Here is an 18,061-nt window from a genome sequence, read left to right on the forward strand (position 1 = left end):
CACCATCAACTTTATGTCATTCCGCATAAATAAATGATTGCTATTATTAACAGCTACTTGGCACTTAGTCTTGCCTTCATGTGTGACTGAAATTAAATAAGGTGCCCCACTTTGCATCAAGTTGAACTTGTGCAGCATTTATGGGTAATGCAGTATATTTCCCGCCACTCTCTGAGACTATACCAAAACGCTGTAATTTGGCCAAAGCATCGGCTATTTCAAAATCTATTTGGAAGTCAAATTGCGCTGCAAACCACAGCTCGACCAGCTCATCTAGTTGTGCACTAGTCATGGCTTTATTGTGAGTAAGCAGTAAGTAATATGCCAGTATGGCTTCCTTGCACTCTTCCTCTTCAGCTGAATCGACTAGATGATGAAAAACCCCTGCGTTATTATCGAGGCTTTTGAAATACAAGTTATCCGCTAAGGCCTTCATAAAGCGCAATTTACGGGTTTTAAATTTATTCCATTCTTTAAAAATGAAACCACCCAATACCCCTGCTCCCACTCCTAACGCAATCAGCTGCTGAGAGCTAATGCTAACTTCCTCTTTACTTAATCCCATCCAATAACCCAGTAATCCGGCTAGTACTATAAGAGACGCGCCCAGTTTGGTCACCAATACCACAGCACCTCCTACAACCGCAGACCCACCAATAATAGCTTTGTCTATGGTTCGCATACGTACCTGGCTATTGGGGAAGAGCATTTCTAAGTCTGCCTTAGGCACATTTTGAAATAGTTTAATTATGGTAGAATCGGGCTTCACAGGCAGAGCCGAGCCTTTGGTTTGATTAAAGTATTCGGCGTCTTTGAATTTGATATATACCGCGACTTTATCGTAATGAGTAAAAGTGATGGATTGTTTGTGTAGTCCCCAAAACTTACTGATAGTTTCGGTTTTATGAGACTCTCCTCGACGATAAAACACCATATCCGCAAAGTCTTCGAACTCAACGGCCAATCTCACCTTAAACAAGGACTCTTCTTGTAGTGCGTCTTGTAAGTCTTTGTCTGTCACTTTTTCAAAATTTGCGGCGTTTAGTACCTCAATAAACCTAGATGTAAAAACACTCTGCTGGGTTTGCGCATTATCCTCGGTAAAATTCACACTAGGTAAGGTATCCGAATTAGGATCAAAAGGTGCATAACTGTCTTTAAGCTCCTCAAGAATTTGGTGATATTCAAAATGTAAGGTACTTATTATCAGCTGACATAGTTGCTTAAATGAATCGACTTGTTCGTAGGGTAAACGGTCGTCGTCTACACATTTTTGTATTAAATCTGTTTTTCTGACTGGGATAAAGCGATCTATATTGATATTAGGTTGCATCGGCAAGCTGATCCTAAAAGCACGTTTTTAAAAGATAATTGTACAGATGATGAAAATTTTCGCTGCATGTTAATCAACCAAGACAACTAAACCACATATTTGCAACATCATTGACAATAAACTTAAAAGTCGGAGCTAACAAAGTGATATTTATATAAAAAAATGCAATTAAACAAAGCATTACATGGTGTAAAGGTTGAATATCGAATATAATTTGACCTTTGAAACCGTGCCGGCTTCGCCTTAAATAATTGTTTTACCGATTTTCGAAATTGTATTACCGATTCAAATAATGCTGTGCCTGCCAGTACCCTGGGAAAATTGATGACTACTACCACATCTGAAATTACATTTAGAGATTTAAACCTACCCGAAACACTGCTACAAGCATTAGAAAAAGTCGGCTATGAAAAACCAACACCTATTCAAGCACAGTGTATTCCTCTTATATTAGAAGGCCATGACCTTTTAGGTACAGCGCAAACGGGTACCGGTAAAACTGCTGCTTTTGCCCTACCTATGTTAGCGAATGTTGATCCTGACGATAAAAACACTCAGCTTTTAGTGTTAGCGCCTACTCGTGAGTTAGCTATTCAAGTAGCTGAAGCCTTTCAAGTGTATGCCAGCTTCTCTAAGAAAATTAACGTGCTACCTATTTATGGCGGTTCTTCTTACGACAATCAAATTCGCCAACTAAGACGTGGCACCCAAGTGGTTGTGGGCACACCTGGCCGCGTGATCGATCACATCAAAAAAGGCACCCTTAAACTCGATAAATTGAAGTTTTTAGTGCTAGATGAAGCCGACGAAATGTTACGTATGGGATTCATAGACGACGTGACCTGGATATTAGGCCATGCTCCAGAAGAGCGCCAAACTGCGCTTTTCTCAGCAACTATGCCTGACCCAATTCGTAAAATAACCAAGCGTTATTTGAGCGATCCTAAGTCAGTGAAAATTGAATCGAAAGTCGCCACAGCCAGTACTATTCGCCAGCGTTATTGCCAAGTGGCGGGTCACCATAAAATGGAAGCCCTGACGCGCATATTAGAAGTAGAAAGCTTTGATGGCGTAATCATCTTTGTGCGTACTAAAACCGCTACTATGGAATTGGCTGAAAAACTATCGGCCCGCGGTTATGCGGTCGAACCTCTTAATGGTGATATTCCGCAAAATTCACGTGAACGTACGGTTGACCGCCTTAAAAAAGGTAAGGTCGATATTCTCGTTGCAACAGATGTAGTAGCCCGGGGTCTTGATGTTGAACGTGTTAGTCACGTTATCAACTATGACGTGCCTTACGATACAGAGTCTTATGTTCACCGTATTGGCCGTACCGGTCGTGCGGGCCGTGAAGGTGATGCAATATTGTTTATTTCACACCGTGAAAAACGCATGTTGTTCTCAATCGAACGTGCTACAAGGCAGACAATTGATGCGATGACTATTCCTTCAATTTCACAATTGAACGAGACCCGTTTGTCTCGTTTCAAAAGCAGCGTGATTGATGCAATTGGTGATTCATCCATTGAAACACTGATCCCAATAGTTGAGTCGATTCAAGCTGAAACCGAGGCCGAGCCAGAAGTGATCATGGCTGCATTAGCCAAAATTGCACAAGGTGACGAACCTCTTATTCTCAAAGAAAGCGACCGCCCTGACTTAAATGCGCGTCCTCCAAGAAATGATCGTAACGACAGAAACGATCGCGGTGGCCGTAACGAACGCGGTGGCAGAAACGAACGTGGCGGTGAACGTGGTAAGCGCGAACGTAAATCTGGTCCACCTAGCGAAGGCATGCAACGTTACCGTATTGAAGTAGGCCACACTCATGGAGTCAAGCCTGGCAACATAGTAGGTGCGATTGCTAACGAAGCCAATATCAGCAGTAAAAATATTGGCTCTATCGAAATTTACGATAATTTCAGTACAGTAGATTTACCTAAAGATATGCCTAGAGCGACCCAAGACACCTTGCAAAAGACCCGCGTTGCAGGTCGTAGTTTAGGTATGCGTGAATGGTCAGATCAACCACCTAAGAAACGTGGTAATCCAGCCAATCGTGACTAGGCTTTTAGCTTATGAAATTGATTAAGGGGCTATTTAGCCCCTTTTTTATGCCTCAAAGTTAATTTAACTAGATCACTAATAACTTTGTGGAATAACAATTCGGATTTTGAAGGTTTTCAGTTCTATAATAAAAAGGCACACTTAGCTCCATTATTTAACGAGTAGCAACAGATGCAATACTTCCCAATATTTTTAGATACAACAGACCTAAACTGCTTAGTGGTGGGCGCTGGAGAAGTCGCCGCTCGCAAAGTAGAGTTACTGTTAAAAACCTCTGCAAGCATCACAGTTGTTGCCCCAATTGTATGCGACACCGTACAGGCCTTTGCTAAAGAAGGGAAAATCAAGCTTATCAATAGAGCTTACGGTGAAGCAGACTTAAGCAACCAGCAAATGGTCTTTGTTGCTACCGATAATAGTGAGTTAAATACCCTAATTCATGACCAAGCGCGGGCCCAAAAGATACTGGTCAATGTGGTCGACAACACGCCACTTTGCCAATTTATTACGCCCTCAATTGTGGATCGCGCACCTATTACTATTGCCATTAGTAGCGGTGGCGTTGCGCCGGTGTTATTAAGATACCTACGCCAAAAACTCGAGTCGGTTATTCCCCACAATGTGGGTTTGTTAGGACAATTTTCCAATAAATTCAGAGGATCTGTTAAAAGACGTTTTAAATCCGTTACCGAGCGCCGCTACTTTTGGGAAGACGTGTTAGAAGGCGATATAGCCGAAAGTGTATTGCAAGGTAACGCACAAGTTGCTCAGCAAAAGTTCTTAACCAAACTAAACGCTACGGATACTGCTAAAACAAGAGGCGAAGTGTACTTAGTCGGTGCAGGCCCTGGCGATCCAGACTTACTCACATTTAAAGCCCTACGTTTGATGCAAAAAGCCGATCTAGTGGTTTACGACCGCCTAGTATCACCAGAAATACTTGAGCTGGTAAGGCGCGACGCTGAAAAAATTTACGTGGGCAAAGCAAAAAGTAAACACAGTGTTCCCCAAAACGAAATTAACGACTTACTGGTTAAAAAAGCCTTAGCTGGCAACCGCGTCGTCCGATTAAAAGGCGGAGACCCCTTCATTTTTGGCAGAGGCGGAGAAGAACTCGAAACCTTAGTCGAACATGGCGTAAGGTTTCAAGTTGTACCTGGTATTACTGCCGCCAACGGCGCCGCTAGTTATGCTGGTATTCCTCTCACGCACAGGGATCACGCCAAATCCGTTGTGTTTGCCACAGGCCACTTGCAAGACAATAGCATTAACCTCAACTGGCAAGGTTTAGCCCAACCTGACCAAACCATAGTGTTTTATATGGGATTAACCGGCTTAGCTATTATTTGTGAACAACTGGTTAAACACGGTTTAGCAAATACAACACCCATTGCTATGGTGCAGTCAGCAACGACTACTCATCAAAAAGTGATAACAGGAACATTTAAAGATATTCAACAAAAAGCAGAAGACGCTGGGATTAAGCCACCCGCGCTAATCATTGTGGGGTCGGTGGTGAGTTTACATAAAAAGTTGAATTGGCGAAGTGATAGCTAGTTTCGAGTAAAATACTACTTTGTTATCTTTCCCTAACTTTATTGGCCTTTTTCACTTAGAAATCAAAGCGTAAAAAATCTAGTTTTTTAAACTTGCGTAAATGCAATCACTTAGATGGTATGTTACAAAAGAAAAACATTTTTATGTTGTTCGATTTGGAGTGGCCATGACCGATATACTAAAAGAATTCGCTTTAATTGCAGAAATTATTTCCGCCATCGCAATTATAATATCGTTGATTTTTGTAGGCTTCCAAATAAAGGAAAATACCCGCGCAACGCAAGCAAACGCCTTTCATAGCATTGCCGCTTTAGATATTGATCTTTTATTGAGAATGGGAAGTTCTATAGAATCATCCAAAATAAGTACTCTTTTTCGTGAAAATCCGCAAGCCCTATCAGAAGACGAACTCAACTTTGGATTTTATATGTTTGCAGCAGAAGTGCGACATGTAGAAAATCTATTCATCCAAAAAGAAAGCAATATGATTTCCCAAAGGAGTTGGCAGTCCAGAAAAGCGTTAGTTGAAGGTATGGTTCTTTCGGCAGGGTTTGGCGTTTTGATAGAAGGCCCACATAAAAAGTATTTTGATGGCTCCTTTATAGAGTATGCTGAAAAAACCAGAGCTAAAAATTTATAATCGCAACATAAGATATAGTTCAGACTGTTTTTTTAATCACAAGTGCAAAAGGCTTCTCATGACCAAGATCACTCGCCCAAAAGCAAGCTTTAACAATATGGCAAAAAGTACACCAGAAGATTGGGGCATTATTATAAAAGAGCAGATCCCCTTTGCTGCAAATGGTGGCAAGCGGGTTCTTGAGCACTTGAGTTTACTGGCTGGCGATTATGGTGGCTTTCCCGTTGATAGACTGACCCATTGTTTGCAAACTGCCACACGAGCATATCGCGACGGGCGACCAGACGACTATGTGGTGATGGCTCTATTACATGATATTGGCGACACTTTAGGGGCCTATAACCACCCCGATGTGGCGGCGGCCATCATCAAACCTTTTGTATCTGAAGAATTACACTGGATTGTGCAGCATCACGGTATATTTCAAGGTAAAAACTTCTTTCATCATATTGGGCTCGATCCTGATATGCGCGAGCAATTTCGAGGGCATCAGTATTTTGCTGCTACCGAAGAATTTATTGAAAAGTATGACTGCCCTGCTTTTGATCCTGAATATGACACATTGCCGATAGCGTTTTTTGAGCCTATGGTGATGACAATTTTTGCTCATCCTTTGAACAGCATATATAAAGCCGCCATGGAAGAAAGTGACCAACAGTAAAACGATGATTAAATAATCTGATGTAGAGATTAAATATTAAAGCTAGACTCTAAAATTTTATATTTACCAGAGTTGAGGTGAGCAACTAATTTCTCGCAAGGCATTGGTTTACCAAATAAATATCCTTGTAGCACATCAATCCCCATATTTGTTAAGCAATCTAATTCTTCGGTTGTTTCAACCCCCTCAACCACAATTTTACATTCAAGTGCCTGAGCCATACTGACGATAGCTTTTACCAGCAGTAAAATTTTTTTATCAGTAGAAATCTTTGTTATAAAAGTCCGATCAATTTTGATTTCATCAAACCTTAGTGAAGATAAATATGACATGGAAGAATAGCCTGTACCAAAATCATCAAGAGATATTCGCACACCTTGACGGCGTAATTGATCGATTTCTGAGGTCACTTGGTCGTTAAATTTCACTAATTGCGCTTCAGTTATTTCTAACATGATTGATTGAGAAGATAGACCAAACGCAGTCAATTGAGTATTGATCCGCTTGGCTAACCCTACGCTTATTTCATCTCCCGATAAATTGACACTGACTCTTGGAAAATTGCTAAACTGCTCTTGTAGTTGCTTAATTAGGCGACAACTTTGCTCTAACACCCAAGCACTAATAGTCAAAATTAAACCCGATTTTTCAGCGATAGGAATAAACTCAGCAGGCGAAACTAAGCCTAACTTTTTTGATTGCCAACGTAATAATACTTCCGCACCGCACAAAGCTTGTGAGTCATCCAAAGAAAATTGCGGTTGTAACACCAGATACAATTCATTTTCAGCTATGGCATTACGCAAATGCTGTTGTACCTCAAGGGTGCGTTGGCTATTAACCAGCATTTTTTCTTCATAAAATTGATAATGTACTTCATTAGAGTCTAAATGCTTAACGTGATACATTGCCAAATCTGCCGATTGCAATAATAATGTGGCTTCATCACCGTTGTATGGCCAAGTGCTAATTCCTATCGCGCAGGTTACTTGAAAATTTTGCCGTTGCATTCTAAAAGGTAATGAAATGGCGTCATAAATAGTTTCTGCAAGCTCAACTAATGTGTGCTTTTCTCCCGACTCAACTGCAAGAACAAACTCATCCCCCCTAGACGAGCAACGATTGGGGCATGAGTGTTAAATTCATAAAGCCGTTTTCCCATCTCGCGCAGTAATTCGTCACCTAATCGGTGTCCGTAACTATCATTGAGCAATTTGAAACCATTGAGATCAATAAACATAACTGAAAATGGCACAGAGCGGTCACGGCCTTTTATTAACTCTTTTATTTCCGCTATGAAAAAATTTCGATTGCCTAAACCTGTTAAAGAATCAGTATTGGCTAAGGCTTGTAATTGTGCAGTACGCTTTTCTACCAATAACTCCAAGTCATTGCGGTACGCCTCAAGCTGTTTTTTATTGGCGCTGTCATCCGTTATATCATCAAGCATACCCACCAGGAGCTCACGGCCATCAGCCAACTTTAGGGGTAACTTTAATGTATGACAGGTTATGTCACCCTTTGCCGCTGTGACGACCTCTTGGATATCGACCACTCGGCCTTGGGCCATCACCTCTTCATCTATTTTTCTGAATTTTTTCGCTGCCTCAATATCATCAAAGAGCTCGAAATCAGTAATACCGATGATATTGTCTGATGGAACATCAAACATCGATGCCATCTTTTTATTCCAAATAACAAACTTAAAATCGTTCTTAGGATCCTTCGCAAATACCGCTATAGGCAGTTGATCAATAATCTCTAACAATAATTCTTCTTTTAAAAGCATACAGAATAAACGTCAACAGTGAATATGTAGTCAAAGGTATTGTGATGCTTCAAACAATGGTCCACAAAAGTCATTATTACGGGTGTCCTGACACTCAAATTAGTAGAAGTACAATTATTAAACATTATTGGCGCAATAATTGGTATCCTTTTTTAAATCTAGACCTTAGGTGCAATTACTTAGGGTTAACAAGCCAACTCTCTGGGCTTGAAGTAAACACATCCAATGGATTCACAGTTATTGATACGCACTTATCGCGATTGCCGCACTAATTTTAATTGCATGTTTAGTTGCATAAAACTTGATTAATGAAGTATTATGCAACTAAATAACTGGGAGAAGCTGATATTTTCAGGACCAAAAGGAGAAGAATATGGAAAACAGATCGAACGATATCGCTGTAGCATTACGGCTTATAAAAAAAACAACAACGCTTTCAAAGCGTTTAGATAGTGCTTTAGGCTCGATTCACGGCATTGGGTTAACTGAGTATCTAGTGTTAGACACCCTTATGTCTATTTCAACAAGAGCACTTAAACGCATAGATATTGCCGATAATTTAGGGAAGTCGGCGTCAGGCATAACTAGGGTATTGTTACCTATGGAAAAAACAGGCTTGATTACCAAAGACATCAGAGAAAGAGATGCACGAGTAAGCCTTGTTAAAATAACCGATTCAGGTGCCACCATTTTTGAAGATGCCACTGTGACTATGCAACAAAAGTGCAGTCAAATTTTTGAAAATTGGAGTGAAGACGATATAAGTTTGGTGAGTCGATTACTGGGAAAGATTTAACTAATCCGAATTGGGGTTAATGACAGTAACTCTGGGTAGAGGCATACAAAAATGACACTATGCCCCTACTTTTTGCTCGAAGTTTGCGACTCTAAGCGAGAAGCTGTTCCTACCCTACCAATACCTTTCCAAGGAAATATGCCCAGGCGACCGTCTTAGGTGCTTAGACAATCCTAGCTCGATTAAAGTTTGGGTAGCATCTTCGATCATGGCTGGATTACCGCATAACATCACTTGGCTATTATCTGGATGAATATCTAATCCAACTTTTTGCTGAATAGACTGAGTTTTAAGCAAGGTAGGAATACGGCCATGCAAGCCATTGGTTATAGTTTCACGGCTAACAATAGGTACAAAATGGAAGTTATCTGGATGGTGTTCTGCGTAAGTTTCAATTAATTTTGTATACGCCAAGTCGTGTTCGAATCGAGCACCATAGACCAAAACAACATTCTCATAGGTTTGCCAAATTTGCTCTGTGGCTAAAATTGATAGAAAAGGACCAACACCAGTTCCCGTTGCCATTAGCCATAAATCTCGACTTTTTGGCACTTCATCTAACACTAAAAACCCAGTGGCGGGGGACATGATTTTTAATGGATCACCCACTTGCAATTTATGTAACTGGGGCGACAACATGCCATCTTCAACGGGCACAGCGATAATTTCGATTTCTTTGTCATCCGGCCCACTTACTAAAGAATACGGACGAGCCAAAACCTTATCACCTTGCTCAACTCCCACTTTAGTAAATTGCCCAGCTTTAAACCGAGGAAAATCTTCGCATGCGAAGCGTAAACTAAATAAATGATCATTCCAGTCTGTTCTGCCCACAACTTTTGCATCTAACCACTTTGCCATTTTATTCTCCAATTATGTTATCGAATTCCTGACATTATCTAGCACCTTATTCACTAGTACCATGCTGTCAATTTTGAATAAACTCTTCCATAAAGGTTATCACTTTTTCAGAGTGATCAATAAAAGGTGCATGACTATCAGTGTCAATGACTTTAATAGTTAAATCATCTACATATTGAGGAATGGCGTTAAACACCTCATCTGTGAATGCAGGGTCATTCTTAGACCAAATCAATAAACTAGGTACTGTCACTCGGGCCTGTTTACTGGGCCAATAGTCTTGTGCTTGAATGTTATCGAATTCAGGGAAGTTGGCCGCATACCAATTGATAGCAGATTGAGCGGCTTGTGGTTGGTCCCATGCGGTTAAAAATGCCTGCTTAAAGGCATCATCAACCTGACCCGCCTCATGCAGCCGCGACACGCCTTGCCAAATCATCTCTGGTCCTTTCACCGCAAATAGCAGCTTTACTAGCCAACTATCTAATTTGCCAATGTATTTAGATTTTTCTCGTTGTTTTTCACTATTGCCGAGCACATTCAAAAAAGCATTAGAAGGCACACCATTTATAATGATGATTTTTTTTATAAGATTAGGATGCAATTGCGCGGTACCCCAAGCTAGCGCGGCTCCCCAGTCATGCCCCACTAAAATCACTTTTTTATTGGGTGACAGCTTAGTGATGAGTTGCTCTACATCAGACACCAATTTTGCTAAATGATAATCAGACACATTTTCAGGTTTGTCGGTATAGCCATAGCCTCTATTATCAGGAGCCACTGCATGAAAACGGTTTCCAAAAGCATGTATCTGCTTATACCAAACTTCACTAAAATAAGGAAAACCATGCAAAAACAACATCAAATCGCCACTACCTTTTTCCACATAATGAAAATTAAGACTGTTAACGGTAATAGTTTTAGATACTAGCCCCATGTGGCTTTTAGCTGTGGTAAGCGCCTTGAATTTACTGGTATCGGTACATCCTGTAAATGCACTTGCCAGCAAAGCGAAAAACAGAAAACGTCGCATCGTTGTCTCTATTGAACATTTGACTTTTAATCATCACAAAAAGCTAATATTAATGCAATATCAAAGAGTTTAAATTACTGATACGTCAAAATAACACCTGTTAATGAACTTGTGTTCAATAAATCCTTTATGGTAATTTTGCATGCTATGGTTTTTTACCTTTTAAACGTAATAAGAATAATTAAATACAGGAAAATCCTATGCGTAACATTCTAATTGGGCTAGCTACAACATTGTTGCTTAGCGGTTGCTCGTGGCTAATCACATCACCTAGTCGTGTTGAAAACCCTATTGTTGAAGGGGTGAATTATGTTGGCATGACTGTGCGTGATTTAGACCGCAGCGAAAAACTATACAGCGACGCCGCCGATGTCCAAGTTGTACAAAACGGTGTGATAGAAAACCATCCTCTAATAAATGAGCTAACTCAGCGCGCAGATACGTCAATAAAAACCCGCTTAATGAAAAGTGTCAATGCCCAAGTGCTCTTTATGGAATTTGCCCAACCTTCAGAAGCCGCTAAAAATACTGTGCCAATCAAGGCAAATGGCCCGGGCTTGGCACACTTAGCTTTCCAAGTAGTCGATAGAACCGAAACCTATCAACAATTCTTAGCCGGTGGTGCCAAGCACATTGGAGCCAAAGAGATGTGGAAAAACCCTAAAACCCATGTTTCCTATGCATACGCTTTTGATTTAGACGATGCTATCGTTGAAGTCGAACACGTCGATGTTGCTGCTCTTGATTTACCCAAACCACCGGCTAACGACAGGCGTATTCGTCATATATCGCTGGCTACCTTAGATATGCCAAGACTGATAGATTTTTACTCTATTTTGCTTGAAACCAAAGATCCTCGTCGTTGGGGGCGTTTTTTCCACAATAGCGGTGAGTCTCTAGATAAAGTATCAGGCTTGCCAGACAGCGAAACTGAAATGGCATGGTTTCAAGTGCGAAACCTTGAGCTAGAAATTATCCAATATTTTAATCCAGAGGCAAAAGCCCTAAACAAACCGCGCCCCATAGACGCCACTGGTTTCAATATGATCATGTTTGACGTAACTAACCTTACAGCAGCAAAAGCCAAGTTCTTAGAGGCGGGGGGCACATTAGTTAAAGAAGGCCAAACCTTCACCGATGGCGAGACCTTTTTTGGGCGAGATCCAGATGGTAACTTGCTAGGTTTCCAAGCTTTGCCAGCTGCGTCACCATTTTCAGCCAAAAACTTTAAAAATAACGGCATGGGCTAGTAGTTAAAGTTATTTACTTTCACCTGTTTGTAATAATTATTTTATGGGAGCTACCCCGCTTATGATGCCGCGAATTTTCCACTGGGCGTTACTGCTTGTTTTTTCAGTTATTAGTTTGATTTTAATCTCCCTTGGCGGTTACTTAGTGTATCTGGGCGGCAGCTTTTATTACTTTGCCGCAGGTCTAACGCTGTTGTTTACTACTTTTTATATGTTCAAAGGTAACACCAAAGCATACAAAATATTTGCCGCGCTAATAGCCGTCACACTTGTTTGGGCTATCTACGAATCTGATATGTATTGGTTAGCATTGCTGCCACGCTTGGCTTTTTGGCTGGTGTTGGGACTCTGGTTTATCTGCCCTTGGTATGCTGTATCTCTTAAACCTGATAGCAATGAACAACAACTAAAACGTTCTTGGATCCTTATTCCAAGTGGTTTATCTGTTGTGGTATTGATTGCCGCGTTTTTCCAGGATTATGAACAACATACCACAGGAACCGATCGCAATATTACCCGCGCCGCTGAAATCACCGATTGGCGACAATACGGCAACACCGATGGCGGCACTCGTTTTGCTCAAATGCAGCAGATCAATACCGAAACAGTAGGCAAACTTAAAGAAGTGTGGCGCTACCGAACTGGTGTGGAAAAAGCCTTCAAAATGACCCCCTTACAAGTTGACAACTTTTTGTATATTTGCGGCGCATCCAACGTTTTAATGGCCATAGACAGCGATAGCGGCATCGAAGTTTGGCGCCATGATCCCAAAGCCGTACCAACAGGCAGCAGCCAATATGCCCGCACTTGCCGAGGCATTAGTTATCACCAAGCCCCCGCTGATTACAGCGGACAATGCCCAAAACGCATTTTAGTAGGCACAGTGGATGCACGGCTGATAGCGGTTGATGCTTTAACAGGTCAAGCATGCAGCGACTTTGGAGAAAACGGCGCAGTAGATTTAACCAAAGACATGGGGTTATTTAATTTAGGCGAATACTACATTACGTCGCCGCCGCTTATCGCCGATGATGTGGCTGTGGTTGGTGGCCTAGTAGCAGACACCCAAGATTTAGGGCTGCCATCTGGCGTAGTAAGAGCATTTAGCGCCACCACTGGCGAGTTCGCATGGGCGTGGGACTTAGGTAACCCAGGTTACTACGGCGAGCCTAAAGCAGGTGAAATCTACACCCCGGGTACACCCAATGTGTGGACTATTATGAGCTACGATCCAGAACTGGATCTCATTTACGCCCCCACAGGCAATGCGGCACCGGATTATTGGGGCGGCGTAAGGCGTGAAGAAGACGACCAATGGTCGTCAGCTGTGGTCGCTCTCGATGGCGCGACCGGCGAGCCCCGCTGGAAATACCAAACTGTGCATCACGATGTGTGGGATTACGACTTACCGGCACAACCTGTATTAGTGGATGTAGAGCGTGATGGCGAAACCATACCTTCGGTTGCCGTGCCCACTAAAATGGGCGATATATTTTTATTAGACAGGCGCGACGGTTCACCCGTGCATCCCATCGAAGAACGCCCAGTACCGCAAAGTGACTTGTATGGCGAAATTCTGTCCCCTACTCAACCAGTATCACCTTTACCCAATTTTCATCCCTACAGACACGAAAAAGACATGTGGGGCTTAACCCCCATCGATCAGCTTTTGTGCCGGGTGGAATATAATATTATGAATTACCAAGGCATGTTTACTCCGCCCTCTGCTGATGGGCCACTATTTATAGGTGGCACTATGTTAGCGCCGGGCAATTTTGGTGGATTTAACTGGGGCAGTGTCTCGGTTGATGCTGACAACGGCTTATTAATTGCCGCGCCGCAAATGTTGGCTCATCGCTTAAACATGGCCACACCCGCACAAATTGCTGCGGCAGGACCAATGGCTCGCTTAATATTAGGCTCCCATCATCCCGCAGTGAGAATGAACAAAGATGATCCTATGCCAGAGCCACGAGAGCCCAATCCAGATGACCCTTTTGATCATGTGCGCATTAAATATTATGGTTTCCCCGAACCCTTTATGTCTAAGTTAGGCACTCGCGTACCTTGCTTTGAACCCCCTTGGTCAAAAATTGCAGTAATGGATCTAAATACCAAAGAGCTGTTGTGGAGCCGTCCTTTAGGCAATATGAAAAACGCCGGTCCATTTGGCTGGCAGTCTAGTTTACCCATAGATGTAGGTGTTGCGGTGCGAGCAGGCACCTTAACCACTCGCGGCGGTTTAACTTTTATTAGTTCAACTATGGACTCAACCGTTAGAGCTTATGATGTACGCACTGGCGAAGTAAAATGGTCCCATGCTTTGCCCGGTAACAGTCAATCTACACCTATGAGTTATTTGTCACGAAAAACCGGTAAACAGTATGTCATTGTAACTGTACCCAATCCCAGTTGGATTTATCCTCGGGATCCAAAGACCAACACATACACTGACTCAAGTAGCCCAGTAGATGGTAAAGGTGGTTATGTGATTGCTTATGCGTTGGAGGAAGAGTAGTTCAGGAATGGCAACAGAGTTTTTAACCAAATGAATATAATGGTTCAGCCTCAACTACAACATCCTTAGATTTAAAAAGATCATAAGATTTTTGAGTATTTAGCCAAAAACCAGCTGAGATACCTGTTGAAACTTCTAACTTCTTAGCCAAAGAAACAGATACATCACTATTACCATTGGCAAACAAAGACACCTGCTTGCGACTCATATGCAGCTTTTTAGCTGCTTCAGTAATACTAATTTCATGACGAACCAAAATACGCTCATTAAATATAAGCCCAGGATGCTTTACAGGTAATTTATTGCTTCTTTCAATCATCATTAACGACCCTATGAAAATTCATTTAAATCTACTTCGCTAGCTCTGCCATCAAAATAATGACATGTCACGCTACCTATCGGCTCCACATTATTCACGGTAACAGTAACAGCCCATTGATTGGGCTTGTATTCATCCAATATAAATCCACCTAACAACTCTAAATCCTTAACAACAGTAACCGCATTTAAAAGGTCGAGGATCTCTGCAACTTCCCAAGCGTAAGTGCTTGGTAATAACGTTAAATCACCTGTCATCCAAAGGGTTTCTAATTTCTTGGACTTAAAGCTAACAATCATTAGAGTAACTCTAGGACTTTTATCTAATTGTAAAGTGCAACCTGCAACGTTGCAAGTTTCAGAAAAACCACCTTTAGAACATTTAAGAACTTGCTCTCTCTCATTCACCTTCACACAAATCGCACGATTTAATTAAATTGATTACTTCATTGGAAAAACTATAATATTGCTATCCATCCGAACAAAGACACGAAACAAATGCATACACTGACCGCAAATGATGCCAAACGAAACTTTGGTGAGTTACTTTTAAATGCTCAACGAGAGCCAATTAAGATTAGCAAAAACAGCAAAGATGCCGTGGTGGTTATGTCCATCAAAGATTATAAAGAGCTTGAAGTGATGAAAGCTGAATACCTAAAACACTGTTTTGAATCTGCCAAACAAGACTTAGCTAATGGTCATGCCGTTGATGGCCAGAATTTCCTAAATGCACTTTAATACCCATTCGTGTATCAATCTACATGCTTGGCAAAGAATACAAACTTAGTAGTTTAGCTCAAGAACACCTACTTAAAATCAAAAGCTACACTTTAGAAAACTTCTCCGAATCACAGTGGAAATCCTACAAAGAAACACTCTTAACTGGTTTCCAAATGCTAGCTGACAATCCAGATTTGGGAAGAAGTTGTAGTGAAATATATCCAAGTGGATTCTACTTCCCAGTCGGAAAACATGTTGCTTACTTCACCAAAGAAAACAACTTTATCCTAGTAGTTGCTGTTTTAGGTCGATCACAATTGCCTCAAAATCACTTGAAGTAGTTAATTATCGTTGTTTTAAAGCATGCGCTAGCGCTTACTGACATCCCTGTCAGTTTTTGACTCGAATCCTTTCGAGCCAGTTACTCTTTTAAGAAATTCGTCCATGTATTCCACCTGCTAGATTCATGAGATAGTTGGCGAGCATTCATTCGAGTGAAAATTAAAAGCATCGGCTTTGCCGACTGAGAGTTTGAGAAGGCTTTGCTACTAAGGAATTATCAAGGGTGTCTTCGAAATTCATTCGTAATTCTTGTTGTCTATCGATTATTAGACAACTCCAATTCTAACATTTGTTTTAAAGGCCTTAATATTAGTTCAGATAAAACCACCGAATAAAAAGTGCTAAGAACTATTCCTACAATTATTTGAACATGGATAACTTCCATAGACAAATGACTCTCTCTGCTGAACAAAATGAGACAGTTTATAAGAAACGCGCCAACACCAGCTGCATAACAGTGACCAATTTGTTTACTTATGGTTTTTATATGGCATCGAGGTTCTTCAATATTCGTTCTATTAAATATTAACCAGTTAACAACCTTGAACACCCCAAAAAAATTTTCAATTCCACTTGAAACTGTGGACATGGAAATGAAAAACAGTAAGAAAAAAAGCATAATTTTTGGAGCAAGTAATATCTGTAATGTACCCGTAAAAAGATACAACAAAGTTAATATTCCTGCGCACAAGGCTATGAATAACCACGCGTTGATAGATTGAGAGTGAGTTTTTAAAGCAACGCTTGGAAGTGTGTCCAGTTCATTTGGTGCAACACCAAAAGCAGAAGCTAAAGCCATTTTCGATTCGAGAGAACACTCACCTTGTTTTTCAATTCTTTGAATAGTACGAACACTAATATCCGTAATTGCAGCAAGTTGTTGCTGAGACCAACCATGTTGCAAACGCATAAACTTAACTTGATCACTTGAAATCACTTTGAACACTCATAGTTGTGTTTGGAATTCTAAGACTAAAGCAAAAATTAACTTTTCAAACTGACACTAACACGACAATTTAAAGACATACAAGTGACATGGGCGCTGAATATTGCCTTCTATACCTTCCCAACAGCTAGTTTAGAGTTAGCATTTGAGAATTAAATTAGTTCGTAATCACTTTAGACAGAATAACTAGCTAGGCTTATACAATTTATCGCAAATAACACAAGTCTCTGGATTCCCGATCAAAAAACTTCGGGAATGACAAAACAATAAATCTCTCGAAAAAGACAGTGCAAAAATGTCATACCCGAGAGCTGTTATCGGGTATCCAGTGACCTTTAATGACAAAACTAGCGAGACTTAGTAGAGTACAAATATACCTTATCTGCAAAGATACAGCGGGGCACAAAAATGAAAAACATTTTATCCATATTGACTTTAATCACAGCGCTAAATTCGGGCACAGCGACAGCTGCTGACTCAGAATTTACCTTGCCATTTGGATTAACTACCGTTCCCAATGCAAAATTGGTGATTAGTGATGTATTCGATAGTCCGACAGGAGATAGGGAAGAATCAGTAGCAAAATTTTCTACCAAACAGTCACGTGAGTTCGTTATAGAGTTTTATAGAAAGAGCCTGGCAGAAGCGGGATTTACAATTTACTCCAAATCCGACACAGCTAAATATTATATGATTGCAGCAAAACGAAATGATGACCGAATTACGGTTTATTATAGAAATCAAAGTGACTGGGTTTCTGAGGATGAAAGCGAGATTGCACTCACGGCGAAGTATAATAAAAAGTAATGATGACTAAAAATGGGGGAAATCCTCTAGTTCTCTATTATCAATAACGAGACATTTACTTGTCCAGTTTTTTAGTTTTGGAAAAACAAGAAAAAGACACATTCGGCAAAGCCGATAGCCTTAGGTGGCGCAGCCACTGCTTTTGATTTTCCTCGAATGAATGCTCGCAAAATAATCGGATGAAGTGCATTGTATCGAGCGGCGTTTATCTGGTTACTCTCTTTTTTGCTGTAGAAAAAAGAGTAACTGGCTCGAAAGGATTCGAGTCAAAACAGGCAGGACGCCTGTAAGTGCCAGCGCATGCTCTTTTATTAGACACCCGTAAAAACTTCGAATTAGTCAATCATCATCCTTGATGATCGTCACCCAAACCTGACATCCTTGTCAGCTTATTCAACTAGGCGAAGCAGTGCTTCT

At 41.1% G+C, this 18,061-nt stretch carries 17 protein-coding genes and 1 pseudogene; 10 read left to right on the plus strand and 8 right to left on the minus strand.

Features of this window, described 5'->3' with window-relative positions:
• Positions 1-76: 76 nt before the first annotated feature.
• The gene (locus Q0688_RS22040; protein ID WP_299082531.1) at positions 77-1,321 is read right to left on the minus strand and encodes a TMEM143 family protein; all 1,245 of its coding nucleotides are present in this window, start codon (positions 1,319-1,321) and stop codon (positions 77-79) included.
• Positions 1,322-1,657: 336 nt separating this feature from the next.
• Between Q0688_RS22040 and Q0688_RS22045 the strand changes: the two genes are divergently transcribed.
• The 4 genes from Q0688_RS22045 (at position 1,658) to Q0688_RS22060 (ending at position 6,261) form a co-directional block, all read left to right on the plus strand.
• Entirely contained in the window at positions 1,658-3,403 is a 1,746-nt protein-coding gene (locus Q0688_RS22045; RefSeq protein WP_299082464.1) for a DEAD/DEAH box helicase, read from the plus strand.
• Between the two features lie 171 nt (positions 3,404-3,574).
• A complete protein-coding gene (gene cysG / locus Q0688_RS22050; protein ID WP_299082466.1) occupies positions 3,575-4,960 on the plus strand; it encodes a siroheme synthase CysG in 1,386 nt (461 codons plus the stop codon).
• 166 nt (positions 4,961-5,126) lie between these two features.
• Positions 5,127-5,600 carry a hypothetical protein gene (locus Q0688_RS22055; RefSeq protein ID WP_299082468.1) on the plus strand — a complete coding sequence of 158 codons (474 nt, stop codon included), beginning with the start codon at positions 5,127-5,129 and terminating at the stop codon, positions 5,598-5,600.
• 58 nt (positions 5,601-5,658) lie between these two features.
• Complete coding sequence (locus tag Q0688_RS22060) at positions 5,659-6,261, plus strand: HD domain-containing protein (RefSeq protein WP_299082470.1); 603 nt, start codon at positions 5,659-5,661, stop codon at positions 6,259-6,261.
• Positions 6,262-6,290: 29 nt separating this feature from the next.
• Here the strand turns inward: Q0688_RS22060 and Q0688_RS22065 are convergent, their stop codons facing one another.
• A complete protein-coding gene (locus tag Q0688_RS22065) occupies positions 6,291-7,169 on the minus strand; it encodes an EAL domain-containing protein (protein WP_367179826.1) in 879 nt (292 codons plus the stop codon).
• Between the two features lie 30 nt (positions 7,170-7,199).
• Positions 7,200-8,050: pseudogene (locus Q0688_RS22075) on the minus strand (diguanylate cyclase); the annotation flags it as partial.
• Between the two features lie 373 nt (positions 8,051-8,423).
• Here Q0688_RS22075 and Q0688_RS22080 point away from each other — a divergent pair.
• Entirely contained in the window at positions 8,424-8,846 is a 423-nt protein-coding gene (locus Q0688_RS22080; protein ID WP_299082474.1) for a MarR family transcriptional regulator, read from the plus strand.
• 114 nt (positions 8,847-8,960) lie between these two features.
• Here the strand turns inward: Q0688_RS22080 and Q0688_RS22085 are convergent, their stop codons facing one another.
• Complete coding sequence (locus Q0688_RS22085) at positions 8,961-9,707, minus strand: ferredoxin--NADP reductase (RefSeq protein ID WP_299082476.1); 747 nt, start codon at positions 9,705-9,707, stop codon at positions 8,961-8,963.
• A 67-nt stretch (positions 9,708-9,774) separates the two neighbouring features.
• Positions 9,775-10,740 carry an alpha/beta hydrolase gene (locus Q0688_RS22090; RefSeq protein WP_299082478.1) on the minus strand — a complete coding sequence of 322 codons (966 nt, stop codon included), beginning with the start codon at positions 10,738-10,740 and terminating at the stop codon, positions 9,775-9,777.
• 200 nt (positions 10,741-10,940) lie between these two features.
• On the opposite strand from Q0688_RS22090, the gene Q0688_RS22095 reads away from it, so the two are divergent.
• Complete coding sequence (locus Q0688_RS22095; RefSeq protein WP_299082480.1) at positions 10,941-11,990, plus strand: VOC family protein; 1,050 nt, start codon at positions 10,941-10,943, stop codon at positions 11,988-11,990.
• 61 nt (positions 11,991-12,051) lie between these two features.
• On the plus strand, positions 12,052-14,508 hold the full coding sequence (locus Q0688_RS22100; protein WP_299082481.1) for a pyrroloquinoline quinone-dependent dehydrogenase: 2,457 nt from the start codon (positions 12,052-12,054) through the stop codon (positions 14,506-14,508).
• Positions 14,509-14,530: 22 nt separating this feature from the next.
• Here Q0688_RS22100 and Q0688_RS22105 read toward each other — a convergent pair whose 3' ends face one another.
• On the minus strand, positions 14,531-14,830 hold the full coding sequence (locus Q0688_RS22105; protein WP_299082483.1) for a HigA family addiction module antitoxin: 300 nt from the start codon (positions 14,828-14,830) through the stop codon (positions 14,531-14,533).
• A gap of 8 nt (positions 14,831-14,838) precedes the next feature.
• Positions 14,839-15,234, minus strand: coding sequence for a hypothetical protein (locus tag Q0688_RS22110; protein WP_299082485.1), 396 nt, complete (start codon positions 15,232-15,234; stop codon positions 14,839-14,841).
• A 90-nt stretch (positions 15,235-15,324) separates the two neighbouring features.
• On the opposite strand from Q0688_RS22110, the gene Q0688_RS22115 reads away from it, so the two are divergent.
• Positions 15,325-15,567 carry a type II toxin-antitoxin system Phd/YefM family antitoxin gene (locus Q0688_RS22115; protein ID WP_299082486.1) on the plus strand — a complete coding sequence of 81 codons (243 nt, stop codon included), beginning with the start codon at positions 15,325-15,327 and terminating at the stop codon, positions 15,565-15,567.
• A gap of 23 nt (positions 15,568-15,590) precedes the next feature.
• Positions 15,591-15,890, plus strand: a complete 300-nt coding sequence (locus Q0688_RS22120) for a type II toxin-antitoxin system RelE/ParE family toxin (protein WP_299082488.1) — start codon at positions 15,591-15,593, stop codon at positions 15,888-15,890.
• 257 nt (positions 15,891-16,147) lie between these two features.
• On the opposite strand, the gene Q0688_RS22125 is transcribed toward Q0688_RS22120, so the two are convergent.
• Positions 16,148-16,828, minus strand: coding sequence for a helix-turn-helix transcriptional regulator (locus Q0688_RS22125; protein WP_299082490.1), 681 nt, complete (start codon positions 16,826-16,828; stop codon positions 16,148-16,150).
• A 417-nt stretch (positions 16,829-17,245) separates the two neighbouring features.
• On the opposite strand from Q0688_RS22125, the gene Q0688_RS22130 reads away from it, so the two are divergent.
• Entirely contained in the window at positions 17,246-17,644 is a 399-nt protein-coding gene (locus Q0688_RS22130; protein ID WP_299082492.1) for a hypothetical protein, read from the plus strand.
• The last annotated feature ends 417 nt before the right edge of the window (positions 17,645-18,061 follow it).

It is taken from the genome of uncultured Paraglaciecola sp. (assembly GCF_937123705.1).
GTDB lineage: Bacteria > Pseudomonadota > Gammaproteobacteria > Enterobacterales > Alteromonadaceae > Paraglaciecola.

What these genes read in the sequence shown, in the direction of transcription:
- Q0688_RS22045 (WP_299082464.1), top strand. Translation starts at nt 1,658, where the DNA reads ATGACTACTACCACATCTGAAATTACATTTAGAGATTTAAACCTACCC.
- cysG (WP_299082466.1), top strand. Translation starts at nt 3,575, where the DNA reads ATGCAATACTTCCCAATATTTTTAGATACAACAGACCTAAACTGCTTA.
- Q0688_RS22055 (WP_299082468.1), top strand. Translation starts at nt 5,127, where the DNA reads ATGACCGATATACTAAAAGAATTCGCTTTAATTGCAGAAATTATTTCC.
- Q0688_RS22060 (WP_299082470.1), top strand. Translation starts at nt 5,659, where the DNA reads ATGACCAAGATCACTCGCCCAAAAGCAAGCTTTAACAATATGGCAAAA.
- Q0688_RS22065 (WP_367179826.1), bottom strand. Translation starts at nt 7,169, where the DNA reads ATGTATCACGTTAAGCATTTAGACTCTAATGAAGTACATTATCAATTT.
- Q0688_RS22080 (WP_299082474.1), top strand. Translation starts at nt 8,424, where the DNA reads ATGGAAAACAGATCGAACGATATCGCTGTAGCATTACGGCTTATAAAA.
- Q0688_RS22085 (WP_299082476.1), bottom strand. Translation starts at nt 9,707, where the DNA reads ATGGCAAAGTGGTTAGATGCAAAAGTTGTGGGCAGAACAGACTGGAAT.
- Q0688_RS22090 (WP_299082478.1), bottom strand. Translation starts at nt 10,740, where the DNA reads ATGCGACGTTTTCTGTTTTTCGCTTTGCTGGCAAGTGCATTTACAGGA.
- Q0688_RS22095 (WP_299082480.1), top strand. Translation starts at nt 10,941, where the DNA reads ATGCGTAACATTCTAATTGGGCTAGCTACAACATTGTTGCTTAGCGGT.
- Q0688_RS22100 (WP_299082481.1), top strand. Translation starts at nt 12,052, where the DNA reads ATGATGCCGCGAATTTTCCACTGGGCGTTACTGCTTGTTTTTTCAGTT.
- Q0688_RS22105 (WP_299082483.1), bottom strand. Translation starts at nt 14,830, where the DNA reads ATGATGATTGAAAGAAGCAATAAATTACCTGTAAAGCATCCTGGGCTT.
- Q0688_RS22115 (WP_299082486.1), top strand. Translation starts at nt 15,325, where the DNA reads ATGCATACACTGACCGCAAATGATGCCAAACGAAACTTTGGTGAGTTA.
- Q0688_RS22120 (WP_299082488.1), top strand. Translation starts at nt 15,591, where the DNA reads ATGCTTGGCAAAGAATACAAACTTAGTAGTTTAGCTCAAGAACACCTA.
- Q0688_RS22130 (WP_299082492.1), top strand. Translation starts at nt 17,246, where the DNA reads ATGAAAAACATTTTATCCATATTGACTTTAATCACAGCGCTAAATTCG.